Consider the following 16,600-nt stretch of genomic DNA (forward strand, 5'->3'; position numbering starts at 1 on the left):
GGTTCACTCCGGTAATAGAAGATAAACCCAATCGGTAACATTTCAGGAAAACAGCCATGACAAAGACCGAAGAATACAAGCGCATGGCCGCCGAAGCGGCGGTTGAGGCGGTGAAGCCGGGAATGGTTGTGGGCCTCGGCACCGGAAGCACGGCCAATTACGCCATAACCCGCATAGCCAAGCTCCTAAAGAGCGGTGAACTCACCGACATAATTGGCATTCCAAGTTCCGTTCCCACCAACGACCTCGCAAGCTCCCTTGGGATTCCCCTTGCCACCTTCGCAGACCACTCCGTCATAGACATCACCATAGACGGGGCCGACGAGGTGGACAAGGACCTGAACCTCATCAAGGGAGGAGGCGGGGCGCTTCTGCAGGAGAAAATTCTGGCCCAGGTGAGCCGCGAGGTCATAATCATCGTGGACGAGGGCAAGCTCTCCGACAAGCTGGGCACAAGGTTCCCGCTTCCGGTGGAGGTGGTCCCCTTCGGGCTTCACACCGAAAAGCGCTTCCTGGAAAGCCTGGGAGCCAAGGTGAGCCTGCGGGAGAACGTCATCGCCAAGCCCTTCCGCACCGATCACAGGAATCTCATTCTGGACGCCGAATTCGGCCCCATAGACGATCCCTACGCCCTGGCCGAAAAACTGTCCCGGCGGGCCGGGGTGGTCGAGCACGGCCTTTTCCTGGGAGTCGCCACGGAAGTGGTCGTCGCAGGCAAAAACGGCATAACCCGTCTCAAGAAAAAGGGCTGACAGGCGAACATATAAATGCAGTCGGCAAAGGGGGGGCTTTCGGCCCCCCTTTGCTTTTTTCCGGGGGATTTATTTCCGTCAAGGGTTTTTCTTTCCTTCCGGGTTTGTTTTTCCTGAATTCCGCAATTTGGTTCCTCCGCCGTCGTTGACAAATCCTGGCCTTTTGGCTATGGCTTCCGTAAGACGTATTGAAAGTTTTCATGTCTTCCATAAACCGAGGAGGAAATAGTCAAAGATGGAAAGGCTTCCAGAAATAACCATCAACGGGACGGCCTACCCGTTCAATAACGGCGAGACCATTCTGTCGGTGGCGAAACGAAACGGAATAGACATCCCCACCCTGTGCCATCTGGCCAAGTGTACGCCCACCGGCGCGTGCCGGATCTGCGTGGTGGAGGTGGAAAAGGCCCGAACCCTCATGGCCTCGTGCTCCCTTCCGGCGGCGGGCGGAATGGTGGTTCAAACCGAATCGCCCAAGGTGGTGCAAAGCAGGAAGCTCATCTTGGAGCTTCTGCTGTCTTCCGGCCAGCACGACTGCGTGACCTGCACAGGCGCGGGCGAGTGCAGGCTCCAGGAGCTCTGCATGCGCTATGGCGTCACCGGCAAGAAGTTCGCCCCGACGCCTCCCCGTTACGCGCCGGAGGCCGAGAACCCGTTCATCATGCGGAATTTTTCAAAGTGCATCCTTTGCGGGCGCTGCGTACAGGCCTGCAACGAGGTCCAGGTCAACAACGCCATAAGTTTCGGTTATCGCGGCAAAAGGAGCAAAATCGTGGCTGCGGAGGACATTCCCCTGAAGGATTCCCAGTGCGTGTTCTGCGGCGAGTGCATCGAGGCCTGCCCCACCAATGCGCTGATGTACAAGAACGCCAACGTGAAAATCAGGCCCTGGGAAGGGCAAAAGGTGCGCACCACCTGCTCTTACTGCGGCGTGGGCTGCCAGATGTGGCTTCACGTGCTCGATAACAAAATCGTCAAAGTAACGGGAGTGGAGGAGTCCGGCCCCAACCACGGAAGCCTCTGCGTAAAGGGCCGCTTCGGCTACGATTTCGTGGGCCACCCGGATCGTCTCAAAACCCCGCTCATCCGGGAAGGCGAAACCTTCCGGGAAGCGTCCTGGGATGAGGCCCTTGACCTCGTGGCCAAAAAACTCGGAAACGTGCGCGACGCCAGCGGCCCGGACTCTATAGGCGTGCTAACCTCCGCAAGGGTTTCCAACGAGAGCAACTACGTGGTCCAGAAGTTCGCAAGAGGGGTGCTTAAGACCAACAACGTGGACCATTGCGCGCGACTCTGACACAGCTCCACCGTGGCCGGTCTGGCCACCGCTTTCGGTTCCGGCGCAATGACCAACCCCATCTCCGACATCGAGCTTGCCCAGGTCATACTGGTCACCGGCTCCAACACCACCGAGAATCACCCGGTTTTGTCAACCTACGTGAAACGCGCCGTGACCCAGAAGGGCGCGAAGTTGATCGTGATCGATCCGCGTGAAATTCCCCTCACCCGTTTCGCAACAAAGTGGCTGCGTCCCAAGCCCGGTACGGACATCGCCTGGATCAACGGCTTTTTGCACGTGATCTTCAAAGAGGGACTGCTTGACGAGGAATACGTCAAGGCCCGCACCGTCGGCCTTGACGACGTCAAAAAGGTGGTGGAAAAGTACACCCCCGAATACGTGGAGTCCATCACGGGCATCACGGCTGCCGATCTCGTGGAAGCCGCACGGCTTTATGCGGGGGTAAAGGCCGCCAGCATACTCTACACCATGGGCATCACCCAGCACATCTGCGGCACCGATAACGTCAAAAGCCTTGCGAACCTCGCCATGGCCTGCGGCAACGTGGGCGTTGCCGGCGGAGGCGTCAACCCCCTTCGCGGCCAGAACAACGTGCAGGGGGCCTGCGACATGGGCGGGCTTCCCAACGTGTATTCGGGCTACCAGGCCGTGAACAACGCGGCTTTCAAGGAGAAGATGGAAAAGGCCTGGGGAGTTACGGGCCTATCAGAAAAGGTCGGTCTCACGGCCACCCAGATGATACCGGCGGCCCATGACGGCTCCTTGAAGGCCCTCTACATCGTGGGGGAAAATCCGCTTGTTTCGGACCCCGACGTGACCCACGCGGAAGCCAGCTTAAGGCACCTGGATTTCCTGGTGGTAGAGGACATCTTCCTCACCGAAACCGCCAAACTCGCCCACGTTGTGCTTCCTGCGGCCTGTTTCGCCGAGGCCGACGGAACCTTCAGCAATACAGAGCGCAAGGTCCAGCGGGTGCGCAAGGCCGTGGAAGCGCCGGGCTCCGCCAAGGCCGACTGGGAGATCATAGCCGAAATATCTGGCCGCATGGGTTACCCCATGAACTACCGCAACGCCTCGGCCATTTTCGACGAGATGGCGCAGGTTACGCCCTCCTACTGTGGCATCAATTACGATCGCCTGGAAAAGGACGGCATCCACTGGCCGTGCACCGGAAACGACCATCCGGGAACGCCCTGCCTGCACGTGGACAAGTTCGCCTGCGGCCTGGGGGTCTTTTCCGCCGTGGAGTGGACCCCGCCCGCCGAAAGCCCGGACGCGGAATATCCGCTCACCCTCACCACGGGCCGGGTGCTGTACCATTATCATACGGGAACCATGACCATGAAGTCGGCGGGCCTTAACGCCCAATCCCCGGAATGTTTCGTGGAAATCGCCGCAGCCGACGCCAGAGATTTGGGAATCAAGGACGGCGAGATGGTGAAGGTCACATCCCGAAGGGGCAGCATAACCGTGAAGGCGAAGGTTTCGGGCATGACCGACAAGGGCACGGTTTTCGTTCCCTTCCACTGGTCCGATGCCGCCGCCAACAGGCTCACCAGCGCGGAAGCCCTGGACCCCATCTGCCGGATTCCCGAATATAAGGTGGGGGCGGTGAGGATCGAACTTTCGGCATAACAGCCTGTCCAAAAACGCGAACTGCTGTGTCAGACTGCGCCGGGCGGGTCGTCATGTACGAAAAGTACTATTCCTTCCCGCCCGGCTTGTCTTCCTTGCATTTCATCGTTTTTATCCAGGCTTCATATCAAGCCTTTTTCGACGGGCTGATAAGGCCGGTTTCTATGGATGACGGCATAACTACGGGACATAAGGCTTAAGGGAGACTTTACGCAATGGCTCAAACCAACGGAGTGACGAAACCGGATATCGAGGACGTCACCTTTGAAATGTGGATAAAGATCGACGACATCGCAGCCGAGTACAAGGGCAGGCCGGGCTCCACCATTCCGGTTCTCAGGCTCTGCCAGGAAACGGTGGGTTATCTTCCGAAGCCCCTTCTGGGCTACATAGCGGACAAAATGGGCGTGGCCAGAAGCGAGGTCTTCGGCGTTGCCACCTTCTATGCCCTTTTTTCCATGACCCCCAAGGGCCGCCACACCATAAGGGTGTGCGAAGGAACGGCCTGCTACGTGCGCGGGATCAAGGAAGTCATGGACCGCATTAAGAACCAGTACAAGATTCCGGTCGGCGGCACCACCGAAGATCGCCGCTTCTCCCTGGAATCCGTCCGCTGCCTGGGAGCCTGCGGCCTGGCCCCGGTGGTGGTGGTCAACCACGACACCTACGGCGCGGTGACTCCGGAGAAGATGGACGAGATTCTCACCAGATACGAATAAGTCCGGAAAGAGTGAATCTTCGCCCTGCCAAAAGCCGGGCCAATGAAATATGGATCACGGAGCTTTTCCAGCCCTTATTCCCCCTCCATTATGACGGGGGCTGCGGAGGAAAAGCAGGAGGACAACGAAATGCCAAACGCGGAAAAAACCGCAAAACCGATGGGTCGGCGAGTCAATTCAATCGATGAGCTGGAAGCCTGGCGCAAGGAGGTCATTGACGGCCTTGACCCCAACCGCCCCCTTATCGTGGTCTGCCACGGCACCGGGTGCGTTGCCGGCGGAAGCCCCTTTGTCACCAAGGCCCTGAAGGCGGCTTTGGAAGAAAGCGGCGTGGCGGCTGATTTGGCCATTGAAGTCAAGACCACCGGCTGCCAGGGTTTCTGCTCCAGGGGGCCGCTGGTTTCCATCTATCCCCAGGGCATATTCTACCAGCAGGTGAAGCCCGAAGACGCAGATGAAATAGTCAACGAAACCGTGAAGAACGGAAACCTTGTTGACCGCCTCCTTTACAAGGACGCCAAGACCAACCAGTATATTCCCAAGATCGACGACATTCCCTTCTATAAGCTCCAGCACAGGCTGGTGCTCAAGAACTTCGGAACCCTGGACCCCTGCTCCATTGAAGATTCCCTGGCCTCCGGCGGTTACAGGGCGCTTTCCAAGGCCCTTCTCACCATGACCCCGGACGGGATAATAGATGAGGTGAAAACCTCCTACATCAGAGGCCGTGGAGGCGCCGGTTTTCCCACGGGCCTCAAGTGGCGCTTTGCCCGCGACGCCCAGGGTGACGTGAAATACGTCCTTTGCAACGCTGACGAAGGCGATCCAGGAGCCTTCATGGATCGCTCCATCCTGGAGGCCGACCCCCACGCGGTCCTCGAGGGCATGGTGATAGCGGCCAAGGCCATAGGCTCCCACCAGGGCTACATCTATTGCCGCACCGAGTATCAGCTGGCCATCGAGCGCATGAACATCGCCATCGCCCAGGCCAAGGAAAGCGGGCTTCTTGGGAAAAACATCCTGGGAAGCGGCTTTGATTTCGACCTTGAAATCTACGAGGGCGCGGGAGCCTTCGTGTGCGGCGAGGAAACCGCCCTCATGGCTTCCATCGAGGGACGCCGTGGAATGCCACGCCCAAGGCCGCCTTTTCCGGCCCACCAGGGCCTCTGGAAAAAGCCGAGCATCCTGAACAACGTGGAAACCTTCGCAAATATTGGCCGCATCATTTATGAAGGCGGCGCGGCATACGCGGCGGTGGGCACAGAAACCAGCAAGGGCAGCAAGGTTTTCGCCCTTTCCGGCGTGGTGAACAACATCGGCCTCGTCGAGGTGCCCATGGGCATTCCCATACGCACCATAATAGACGACATTGGCGGCGGCATTCCCAAGAAGAAGAAGTTCAAGGCCGTTCAACTCGGCGGGCCATCGGGCGGCTGCGTTCCCACAGATCATCTCGACACCGTTATAGATTACGAGGAAATCGCCAAGGTGGGAGCCATCATGGGCTCCGGCGGCATGATCGTGATGGACGAGACCACCTGCATGGTGGACATGGCGCGCTTTTTCATGGAATTCATCCAGGACGAGTCCTGCGGCAAGTGCACCCCCTGCCGGGAAGGCACCCGCCGGATGCTGGACATCCTGGAGGGAATCTGCGAGGGCAAAGGAGAGCCCGGCGACATCGAGAAGCTGGAAGAGCTTTCCGAGGTCATCAAGGAGAGCGCTCTTTGCGGCCTTGGCCAGACGGGGCCCAACCCGGTGCTTTCGACCCTTCGCTATTTCAGGCACGAGTACGAGGCGCACATCTACGAAAAACGCTGCCCGGCCAAGCGCTGCGCCGCGCTTTTGAAGTTTGAGATAGATATAGAGCTTTGCAAGAAGTGCGGACTTTGCGCCAAGGCCTGCCCGCAGAACACAATCATCTGGCAGAAGAAGGAAGTGGCCTTCCTCAACAAGGACGGCTGCGTGCAGTGCCTTTCCTGCTACTCGGTCTGCCCCAGCGGGGCCATATTCTGACCGTTTTCCAGATAGCCTGATTCACGCAAGGGGGGGGCTGGCGCAGGAATTTTCTGCGTCAGGCCCCTTTTGCGTAATGGGAAATCGAGCGGATAAAATCCGGGCCTGCGAAAACTCCACCCGCCTTTGAAGCGCGGACTGGTCAGTATTCATACTTTTGCGGGATTGCATAAATTGCAAACGCCATGATATTGCTAGGGCAATTGGCATGAAAACTTGAAATTTAAGGAAAATGCTTCAGCTCGGTTTACCGGGGGCAAACCATGCTGCCGAAAGAAGAGCTTGCCGAAGCACGTATTCTTATCATTGACGACGCTCCGGAGATAGTCCGGCTCCTCACCTTTTACCTTAACGCCGAAGGGCTGAAAAACGTAAAAGGCGTAACAGATTCGCTGAAAGCCCTTGATGTTTACAGGGATTTCCAGCCCCACCTCGTTATACTTGATCTGATCATGCCCGTGAAGGACGGTTTCTCCGTCATGGAGGACATCAGGCGGCTCGATCCCGACACGTCTGCGGTTCTTGTGCTCACCTCCCAGAAAGAACAGGCCATCCGTATCCAGGCTCTCAATTCGGGGGCCAGGGACTTTCTCACCAAGCCTTTTGACAGGGCCGAGGCCCTCGCCCGCATAGCGAATCTTCTGCAGATGAGCCTCCTCTACGGCAGGGTGAGGGATCAGAACAGGCACCTTGAGCGCGTTGTGGCCCAGCGCACCAGGGAGTTGCAGGAAACGCGGTTTCAGATAATCAAGCGTCTGGGCAAGGCCGCCGAATACAAGGACGAGGACACGGGGCTCCACATCATGCGCATGAGCCGCATGTGCGGCCTTCTGGCCTACCTGGCCGGCCTTCCAATCGACCGGTGCGAGCTTATGGAGCAGGCCAGCCCCATGCACGATATAGGGAAGATAGGAATTCCCGACCACATACTTCAAAAGCAGGGCTCCCTCACCCACGACGAATACGAGGTCATGAAAACCCATACCACCATAGGCGCGGATCTGCTTTCGGGGGACGACTCGAAGCTGTTGCAGGTGGCGGGTTCCATTGCCTTGAACCATCATGAGCATTGGGACGGCAAGGGTTATCCGTCGGGGGCCACAGGGGAGGAAATACCCGTCGAAGGACGGATCTGCGCGATTTGCGACACCTTCGACGCCCTGACATCCAGGCGGCCATATAAATCCCCCTGGACACCCGTGAACGCCGCTGCGGAACTCCATAATCTGAAAGGCCGGAATTTTGATCCCCAGCTGGTTGACACCTTTCTGGAGCACCTTCCGGAAATGGTAGAGGCTGTGGAGGATATTCACGAATAAGAAGGTTTGAGACCCCCCCGCCTGCCAGCCAACTGCACGCAATCCGTCCTTCTATTTTAATCAGATTTATGGCATAGATTGTTAATCGTTTGAAAAACCGGCAAGCAATGCGGCTCAATGCTTTCTTGGGGGAACATCGCCATGTCCACAGGAAAAGGCAGGACGGTCCGGCTCCTGGTCCTCGCTTCAGCCGCCGCCGCCATCGGCCTTTTTTTCGCATCGGGCCTTCACCGCCATTTCACTCTTGAGCAGGCCGGGCTTTACCGGGAAAAATTCTCCCATGCATACTCATCGGACACCTTTTTCGTAATCGCCTTATATTTCTGCGTTTATGTCGCAGCAACGGCCCTGTCCCTTCCCGGGGCGGCCATTTTGTCGCTTTTGGGCGGGGCGATTTTCGGCCTTTGGGCAGGAGTCGTCATAGTGTCCTTCGCCAGCAGCCTGGGGGCCCTGGCCGCCTGCGCCCTCTGCCGCTTCGTTTTTCGGGACTGGGTGGAAAAAAAATTCGGCGAGCGTCTTGTCGCGATAAACCGGGGCATTGAAAACGAGGGGGCCTTCTACCTTTTCGGCTTGAGGCTGGTTCCGGTCTTCCCGTTCTGGCTGGTGAACCTTGCCATGGGGCTCACCTCCATGCGCCTTCGTACCTTCTACTGGGTTTCCCAGCTGGGAATGTTTCCGGCCACGGTGGTCTTCATAAACGCAGGGAAAGAGCTTGGCCGGATAAGGAACACCTCTGACATACTTTCGCCAAGCCTCTTCCTGTCCTTCGCCCTTCTGGGGCTTTTGCCCCTGGCCGCGAAAAAGGGCCTTGGCTGGTTGAAAGCCAGACGAATGAAATCGGGCCCGCCGGATAACCCAGTGTGAGCCCTGCCGACTTTTTGAGGAAAAGAACGGAGCAAGACCATGCCTTACGACTACGACATAGGAATAATTGGCGCAGGGGCCGCAGGGCTTTCGGCTGCTGCCGGGGCGGCCCGTTTCGGGGCCAGGACCCTTTTGCTGGAAAAGGAGAAGATGGGCGGGGACTGCCTTCATTTCGGCTGTGTTCCGTCCAAGACCCTCATAAAATGCGCTTCGGTTTATCACGCCATGAAGACAGCATCCCGCTACGGGCTGCCTTCCGTGGAAGCGCCGCCCGTGGATTTCGGGGCGGTTTCCAGAAGAATCGAAGAGGTTGTGGAGAAAATCCAGGAGCACGACAGCGCGGAGAGGTTCCAGAGCCTTGGGGTGGACGTGGTTTTCGGCTCGGCCCGGTTTTCCGACGAGCACAGGGTGGAAGTGTCGGGAAAACGCCTGTCCGCCAAAAACTGGCTCATCGCCACCGGCTCATCGCCCCTGGTTCCGCCCATACCTGGGCTTTCCGAAGTCCCCTTTCTCACCAACCGCGACCTTTTTTCCCTGTCGAAACTTCCCGCCTCCCTTGCAATACTGGGGGCCGGACCCATAGGGATCGAGATGGCCCAGGCCTTTGCCCGGCTTGGATCAAAGGTCTCGGTGATCGAGATGGGAGGCCAGATTCTGCCAGCGGAAGACCCGGACATGGCCCTTATCATTATGGACCGTCTGAAGGCCGAGGGCGTGGACTTCATCATGGGGGCAAAGGCCGTTTCAGTGGAGCGCGCCGATGGCGGCGTGGCCGTCAACCTGGAAAACGCGGACAAGACCCCTGGCCGGGTTATGGCGGAATCGCTCCTGGTGGCGGTGGGAAGAAGCCCCAACACCGAAGGGCTTGGGCTTTCGCGGCTCGCCATTTCATCCACGCGCGGCGGCATAACCGTGGACGGGCACCTTCGCACGGACCGGGCGAATATCTATGCGGCGGGCGACTGCAAGGCGGGCTTGAAGTTCACCCACGTGGCAGGCTATGACGCATCGATCTTTTTGACCAATTCAGTCTTGCACCTGCCCCGCAAAAGCGATTATACCAGGATACCCTGGTGCACATACACGGATCCCGAACTCGCCTCGGTTGGGCTTAACGAGAAGAGGGCCAGGTCAGCCAACGAGAAGTTCAGCGTGATCGTAGAAGAATTTTCCTCCAACGACCGGTTTCTGGCCGAAGGCGCGGCCAGCGGGCGCATCAAGCTCATACTGGGAGAACAGTCCAGGGTGTTGGGAGTCCAGATAGCGGGCCCCCACGCCGGGGAGATTCTTTCCGGCTGGGTCGTGGCTCTGGCCGGAAACGTGGGCCTTGCGAAAATGGCCGGGGCCGTTTTCCCGTATCCCACCCTTTCGGAGATCGACAAGAAGGTTTCCGGCAAGGTTTTCGAGCCAAAAATTTTTTCAGACACCGTAAAAAAGACCTTGCGCCTGCTGTTCCGCTACAAGGGACAGGGGCCGGGATAAACTCCCCTTAATAATTGCGGAAGCACTGTTTGGAATGATGCGCCAAGGAGGACAGTCATGACACTGAAGGCCCGGCTCCTGCCGTTGCTCGTATTGCTTCTGCTGGCCTTTCCGGTGGCGTCCCCGGCTTTTTCCGAGCCTGACAACGGCGTTTACGCCGGGCTTTTGGACCGCCACAACAAAAAGGGCGTTTTGGACTACAAGGGGCTCAAAAGTGAAGAGGCCCTGCTCGACAGCTACCTCGCAGTTCTTGCCAGGGTGAAGCCGGACGAACTGCCCCGCGACTCCCAACTGGCCTTTTACATCAACCTTTACAACGCATCCACCATCAAGCTGGTTCTTTCGGAGTATCCCGGAATTAAAAGCATAAAGGACGTGGGCGGCTTTTTCGGCCCCTGGAAGAAGAAGTTCGTGAGGCTCGGCGGAAAAACCGTGACCCTTGGACACATAGAGCACCAGATACTGCGCCCGCGCTTCGCCGACCCCCGGGTTCATTTCGCCCTGGTGTGCGCATCCAGGGGTTGTCCGCCGCTTTTGGGCGCGCCTTACGAGGGAAGTCTCGTCAACCGCCAGTTGGACGAGGTGGTGACGGGCGCGGTCAACGATCCTGCCCGTACCTACGTGAAGGATGGCCGCATTTACGTTTCCAGGATTTTCAAATGGTTTTCGGGCGACTTCGGCAAAGACCCCATAGGATTCGTGGAGCGCTATGCCAGGGGGCATCTGAAGGAAGCCATCGCCGGGTCCAGAAAGGACCTTAAGATCGAGTATCTCGAATATGACTGGTCGTTGAACGGCCGCTGATCCCAAGGCCGTTTTCGTCCGATAGCTTTTTCACGCGCTTTTGCGGGAGGCTTCAATGTCCAAACTTCACGAATTGGCCAAGGTCGGCCAAAGCATATGGTTCGACTTCATAAGGCGCGACCTTTTAACCTGCGGCCAGCTTTGCTCCCTTGTGGAAAGCGGGGTCTGCGGGGTTACGTCCAACCCCGCCATTTTCGAAAAGGCGATACTTTCCTCCGATTCCTACGATGCGGACATCCTTCGACTGGCCCTTTCCGGCAGGTCCGTGGAGGAGATTTACGAGGCCCTGGCCGTGGCGGATATCTCGGCTGCCGCAGACGTCCTTTTGCCCGTATACGAAAAATCCGGGGGCGCGGACGGTTTTGTGAGCCTGGAGGTGAATCCGGCCCTGGCCAATGACGCGGCGGGAACCGTGGCCGAGGCCAAAAGGCTTTTTCTTGCCGTCAACCGGCCCAACCTCATGATAAAGGTCCCCGCCACAAGGGCGGGCCTGGCGGCCATCCGGGAACTCATCGCAAGCGGAGTGAACGTCAACGCCACCCTTTTGTTCGGATTGGAAAACTACCGGGAAACGGCCCAGGCTTACATGGAGGGGCTGAAACGGCTCGTGGCCCAGGGGCCGTCGGTTCCGGGCGGCCACGCCGCAAACCGGGTAGCCTCGGTGGCCTCGCTTTTCGTAAGCCGCCTGGACACGGCTCTTGACGGCATCCTGATTCAAAAGGGGGCCGGGGAGCTGGCGGGCAGTATGGCCGTGGACAACGCCAGGGCCGTCTACCGCGCTTTCGGTGAAATCTTCAAAGGCCCTGACTGGGATGGCCTGAAACAGGCCGGAGCCCGCGTTCAGAAGCTCCTGTGGGCCAGCACCGGGGTCAAGAACCCGAACTACCCGGACACCCTTTACGTGGATGCCTTAATCGGCCCGCATACCGTCAACACCCTTCCCCCGGCCACCCTGGAGGGCTTTCTGGATCACGGCTCGGTATGCGAATCCGTGACCGGGGGCCTCGATCTGGCCCTTTCACGCCTTTCGCGCCTGGCTTCGCTCGGAATCGATCTTTCCGAAGTGACGGAAAAGCTCCAGCAGGACGGGCTCGATCAGTTCATGAAGGCTTATGAATCCCTCCTGGCCGGAATAGGAAAGAAACGCGACGCCCTGGCGGGAAACGGCGAAGGCGTGCTTTTCCAGCTTGGCCGCTTAAAGCCCGCAGCCGACGCGGCCCTTGGCGATCTTCTTATAAAGGACGCAGTTGCGCGCATCTGGGCCAAGGACCACACCCTTTGGAAGGACGATCCCAAAGAGATTTCAAACCGCTTGGGCTGGCTCTTCTCGCCCGAAAAAATGAAACCCGCCCTGGGTGAGATAACGGCCTTCGTGGACGAGGTGAAAAAGGCCGGTTACACCAGGGCGCTTTTGTTGGGCATGGGCGGAAGCAGCATGGCCCCTGAGGTCTTCCGCAAAGTTTTCGGAGTCCGGGAGGGCTTTCTCGACCTCGACGTCCTGGACAGCACCGATCCTGCGGCGGTTCTTGCAAAGGCCGGGTGGGCGGAGCCGAAATCCACCCTTTTTATCGTTTCCACGAAAAGCGGCGGCACGGTGGAGACGCTTTCCTTTGCCAAGTACTTCTACAACAGGGCCCTTGAAGCTCTTGGGCCGGAGGAGGCCGGAAAACGGTTCGCGGCCATAACCGACCCAGGAAGCAGCCTTTCCGAAATGGCCGAAAGGCTTAAGTTCCGCAAGTGCTTCTTAAATGACCCGGACATAGGCGGGCGCTACAGCGGGCTATCTTTTTTCGGGCTGGTCCCCGCTGCCCTCGTGGGCGCCGACGTGGGAAGGCTCCTTGAAAGCGGCGCAAGGGCGGCTTCGGAAGCAAGGAAGACCGGGCGTGAAAACACGGCCCTGGTGCTGGGCGCGGCCATGGGCGGCCTGGCCCTGGCCGGAAGCGACAAGCTGACCCTGGCTCTGTCGCCAAGGCTCTCCGCCTTCGGGGCCTGGGCCGAACAACTGGTGGCCGAAAGCCTGGGAAAGGAGGGTAGGGGGGTGGTGCCGGTGGACGGCGAAGCCCTGGGAAGCCCCGAAACCTATTCGTCCGACCGCTTTTTCGTATCCCTGGGCCTTGCCGGTGAGGAAAACTGCGAAAAGGCCCTGGATGCCCTTTCCGCCGCTGGCTTTCCCGTTGCCCGCATAAGGCTTTCAGAGCCTGAGGAACTCGCCGGGGAGTTTTTCCGATGGGAAATGGCCACGGCCATCGCCGGGGCCGCGCTTTCGGTGAATCCCTTTGATCAGCCCAACGTGGAGGCTGCCAAGGTCCAGTCACGCGAGGTGATGGCGGCCTTTGCAAAAGACGGCGTACTTCCGGATGAAGCGCCCCTTTTCAGCCAGGACGGGATCGGAGTGGTTGCGGATTTTTCGGCTGCCACCCTCACCCACGCCCTTTCGCGCTTCTTCTCGGCTGCGGCCCCTGGCGAAGTTTCGGGAAAGGGCAGGGCCTATGCCTCCATCCACGCCTACGTGCCGCCCAGCGCCGAAACTGACGCGGCGATAGCAAGCCTCCAGGAGGCCATAAGGCGAAGGTACGGGGTTGCGGTCACCAGGGGCTACGGCCCAAGGTTTTTGCACTCCACCGGCCAGCTTCACAAGGGAGACGCGGGAAACGGCCTTTTCATCCAGATAGTGGGGAGCATTGACCGCGACACCCCGATTCCCGCAGAGGCTGGAAAGCCCGAAAGCGTCATGAGCTTCGGAGTACTTCGCGCGGCCCAGGCCCTGGGCGACGCCAAGGCGCTTAGAGCCAACGGCAGGAGGGTGGCCCGCTTTCTGGTGGGAACGGACGCAGCATCGGCCACGCGCCTGATTGCGGAAAACCTTGGTTGATGATTGCGGCTTTATGACACGGCGGAAGGCCCTTTTTTTGACCGGGCTTTCCGCCTTTTCTACAGGGGTTAAAAAAAATACCGGAAAAAAGTTTGACAGGTACATTTTTTTCTTGTATTAATGATTCTAGTGTGGTAGAAAATTTTTTATTCGGCGATGCATCGGTTAAGTTCGACCACGAAATTAGCTTCGCATGTTCGGATCCATAAGGAGTACCCCCCATCCGTATCCCACCCTTGGAGCTCCTTTGGTTTTCTCCACCAGTAATTTCGGCGAGGAAATTTGTCCCGCGCCGGGATGTTTCGGCTGCGCACGGCGTGCGGCCGGTTAAGTCGGGCCGTTTTTCTGGCCCTCGGTAACTCTCATCAGCAGAAGGAAAAGAAGTCATGGCGGATCGTGAAACAGGCACGGTAAAATGGTTCAACGAGAAAAAGGGTTTTGGTTTCATTCAGCGCGACCAGGGAGGCGACATCTTCGCTCATTACAGCGCCATCCAGTCTTCGGGTTTCAAGACCCTCGCCGAAGGCCAGAAGGTGGAGTTCAAGGTGGTAAACAACGCCAAGGGACCGGCGGCTGAAGGAATCGTGGTTGTGGATTGATCCGCATCGCGGCCTGATTTGAGATTCAACTGTTTGAAACACGACCGGCGGGGCTCTTCAGCCCTTCCGGTCGTGTTTTTTTTGCGCCCGTTCCGTCGTCCTTATAGAGGAATCGCCTTTGTTGAAGCTCTATACCAAGTTGCGATCGAAGCAAGCGGTAATAAATTGTGTTGGTATTATCACGCCCGTAGGGGCGACCGGCGGTCGCCCTTGGTAATGGCGTTGACGGATTCGCCTGGACCATCGCTTAAAAGAAAAAGGCGGGTGACCACCGGTTGTCCCTATGTGCTACATTATTCATATAATGTTACTGCTTGAATGCAACTTGCTATTACTCTAAGCCTTTATCCCCCTCATCACTATCCATCTCGGCGTTTCCAGTATCGGCCTCACATCAGAAAAGCCTGCGGATCGAAACATCACGGACAACTGGTCGCGGGTGAACGAGCGGATGCCCATGAGGCTTGCAATGGCTGACTGGACAGCCGGGATTATTCCTCCGCCCTCGCCCACTGCGGCCACGGTGAAGCGTCCGCCGGTCGCGAGCACCCGGCCCGCCTCGCTCACGGCCAGGGCCGGGTCTGGGAAAAGGTGGAGCGCGCCGCAGAGGTTCACGGCGTCGAAGGAGGCGTCGGCAAAGGGCAGGGCAAGGGCGCTGGCCCTCACGAACGAGACGTTGGAAAGCCCCTCCGTTTTCGCCCTTTTTGCGGCGTACGAGAGCATCGGGCGCGACAGGTCCAGGCCCACCACGCTTCCCCTGGGCACCTTGACGGCCAGGGGCCTCGTGTAAAGGCCGGAGCCGCAGGCTATGTCCAGAATTCTGGAATCGGGCAAAGGCGCAGCGGATTCCAGGACCGCCCTGAATTCGGAGTCGAAATCGATCCCGGCAAGACAGGAAAAGGCCGGGCCCTTGCGCCAGAGTCTGCTTTCATAAATGGACACCACCCAGGCCGCCTGCATGAAACGCTGGGCAACGCCGGGGCGTATCACAAGGCTTGGGGCAAGGTCGGGTACGCCGTTTTTTGCGTCGTAAAGGGCTTCGCATTTGCCGCACGACGCGGTCAGGTCACCGATTTCAATGCGCCCCTTTCCGCATGAAGGACACACAAGTTCCACGCCCATAAAAGCCCTCCCCAAGCGATTTTTGATTATTGCCGGAAGCGCAGTCCGTTTGAATAAGGAAAAAGAACCAGCCCCATATATCAGGGTCATTGCGCCTTTGGCGCGGCTCCGGCCCCCTTCAGCAAATCATTGTCCGAAACAGGGTCGTGAAAAAGGACCCGTCCGTTCTTCATCACGCGCCCTGCCCGGTCAAGTTCATCCCGCCCGCAGCGCAGAAGCCTGTCAGCCGTGAGGATAAAGCCGTAAAGCGCCCTCCGCCGGGCGAAGCACTGTCTGGAATAGGCCGAGCACGACGGCTCCATGGGACAGGTTTGGCCCGAACCGGGCGAGACGAAGGACTGATAAAGTTCCAGGGTGAAATCGAAGCCCGCGCCTGCCGAATCCTCTTGGGCCGCATGTCCGGGGGCGTCCCAGGGCCCTTTCATGGGGTCATTGTCCGCCTTGGAAAAGCTGGCGGAAAATAGGGCGGCCAGAAAAAGCATAAACAGGATTTTCAGTGGTTTTTGCATGATTTTCGGGATGTTGCGAAAAAGCGGGAAAACCGGCGAAAAACGGCCTTTCCGGCCTCATTTCAGGAAAACGGTTTTCGATGGTTGAACCGGACCAGGGAAGCCCTGGCCGGCGCGCGGCCTGCCAAGGAGAAGTCCTCTTACTTATGACCGGTCGCCTCTGTTTTTGCAAGACGGTTTTTAAATCCGCCTCATATTTTTCCGGGCAGGCCCTCCTTCAAGGTGAAAGTGTGTTCCTTGTTGCATTCGCTGTCCACAGGTGTTATGGTATACATGTAAACCCGTAAGGTATCAAAAAGTCCAGTGTGCCGGTCATAGCCGGTCTGTTCGGAATTCGCCCGTCCGTAATCCTCCTTCATGCGGTTTTTCCACGGGTCCGGCCCGTATTTTTATGATGTAATCAAAAATATATTCATCTTTTATTTAACACAATTCGACTCGCAGCGTTTACGGACCCATGCCATGACATGAACCCATCTCAAAAATATTGAGATGTGTACCAACTAGTTACTAGATTTTTTGTAAGGTCTATGGCATATACTAATGATGGACCTTACAGACGACCAATGGAATAAAATCAAGGGGTTGATTTCGGATTCCCCCAAAA

At 58.0% G+C, this 16,600-nt stretch carries 13 protein-coding genes; 10 read left to right on the plus strand and 3 right to left on the minus strand.

From position 1 onward, the window contains the following. Window positions 1–56 precede the first annotated feature (56 nt). From rpiA to HZB23_15660, 10 genes are all read left to right on the plus strand, one after another. Window positions 57–752: a ribose-5-phosphate isomerase RpiA gene (gene rpiA / locus HZB23_15615; GenBank protein MBI5846084.1), complete on the plus strand. Its 696-nt coding sequence runs from the start codon at window positions 57–59 to the stop codon at window positions 750–752. A gap of 235 nt (window positions 753–987) precedes the next feature. Continuing rightward, window positions 988–3,687 carry a formate dehydrogenase subunit alpha gene (gene fdhF / locus HZB23_15620; protein ID MBI5846085.1) on the plus strand — a complete coding sequence of 900 codons (2,700 nt, stop codon included), beginning with the start codon at window positions 988–990 and terminating at the stop codon, window positions 3,685–3,687. A 215-nt stretch (window positions 3,688–3,902) separates the two neighbouring features. Further along, window positions 3,903–4,406: an NADH-quinone oxidoreductase subunit NuoE gene (gene nuoE, locus HZB23_15625; protein ID MBI5846086.1), complete on the plus strand. Its 504-nt coding sequence runs from the start codon at window positions 3,903–3,905 to the stop codon at window positions 4,404–4,406. Window positions 4,407–4,565: 159 nt separating this feature from the next. Beyond that, the gene (gene nuoF / locus HZB23_15630; protein MBI5846087.1) at window positions 4,566–6,422 is read left to right on the plus strand and encodes an NADH-quinone oxidoreductase subunit NuoF; all 1,857 of its coding nucleotides are present in this window, start codon (window positions 4,566–4,568) and stop codon (window positions 6,420–6,422) included. Between the two features lie 263 nt (window positions 6,423–6,685). Beyond that, window positions 6,686–7,741, plus strand: coding sequence for a response regulator (locus HZB23_15635; protein MBI5846088.1), 1,056 nt, complete (start codon window positions 6,686–6,688; stop codon window positions 7,739–7,741). A 141-nt stretch (window positions 7,742–7,882) separates the two neighbouring features. Then, window positions 7,883–8,605: a TVP38/TMEM64 family protein gene (locus HZB23_15640; protein MBI5846089.1), complete on the plus strand. Its 723-nt coding sequence runs from the start codon at window positions 7,883–7,885 to the stop codon at window positions 8,603–8,605. Between the two features lie 39 nt (window positions 8,606–8,644). Next, the gene (locus HZB23_15645; protein ID MBI5846090.1) at window positions 8,645–10,087 is read left to right on the plus strand and encodes an FAD-dependent oxidoreductase; all 1,443 of its coding nucleotides are present in this window, start codon (window positions 8,645–8,647) and stop codon (window positions 10,085–10,087) included. Between the two features lie 57 nt (window positions 10,088–10,144). After that, a complete protein-coding gene (locus HZB23_15650; GenBank protein MBI5846091.1) occupies window positions 10,145–10,891 on the plus strand; it encodes a DUF547 domain-containing protein in 747 nt (248 codons plus the stop codon). A 55-nt stretch (window positions 10,892–10,946) separates the two neighbouring features. Beyond that, a complete protein-coding gene (locus tag HZB23_15655) occupies window positions 10,947–13,763 on the plus strand; it encodes a bifunctional transaldolase/phosoglucose isomerase (protein ID MBI5846092.1) in 2,817 nt (938 codons plus the stop codon). Window positions 13,764–14,149: 386 nt separating this feature from the next. After that, entirely contained in the window at window positions 14,150–14,362 is a 213-nt protein-coding gene (locus tag HZB23_15660) for a cold-shock protein (GenBank protein ID MBI5846093.1), read from the plus strand. Between the two features lie 336 nt (window positions 14,363–14,698). On the opposite strand, the gene HZB23_15665 is transcribed toward HZB23_15660, so the two are convergent. From HZB23_15665 to HZB23_15675, 3 genes are all read right to left on the minus strand, one after another. Then, entirely contained in the window at window positions 14,699–15,484 is a 786-nt protein-coding gene (locus HZB23_15665; GenBank protein MBI5846094.1) for a methyltransferase domain-containing protein, read from the minus strand. Window positions 15,485–15,570: 86 nt separating this feature from the next. Beyond that, window positions 15,571–15,993, minus strand: coding sequence for a membrane protein insertion efficiency factor YidD (locus tag HZB23_15670; protein MBI5846095.1), 423 nt, complete (start codon window positions 15,991–15,993; stop codon window positions 15,571–15,573). A 191-nt stretch (window positions 15,994–16,184) separates the two neighbouring features. Beyond that, on the minus strand, window positions 16,185–16,352 hold the full coding sequence (locus HZB23_15675; GenBank protein ID MBI5846096.1) for a hypothetical protein: 168 nt from the start codon (window positions 16,350–16,352) through the stop codon (window positions 16,185–16,187). Between the last annotated feature and the right edge of the window lie 248 nt (window positions 16,353–16,600).

This window comes from Deltaproteobacteria bacterium (assembly GCA_016235345.1).
Lineage (GTDB): Bacteria > Desulfobacterota > Desulfobacteria > Desulfobacterales > Desulfatibacillaceae > JACRLG01.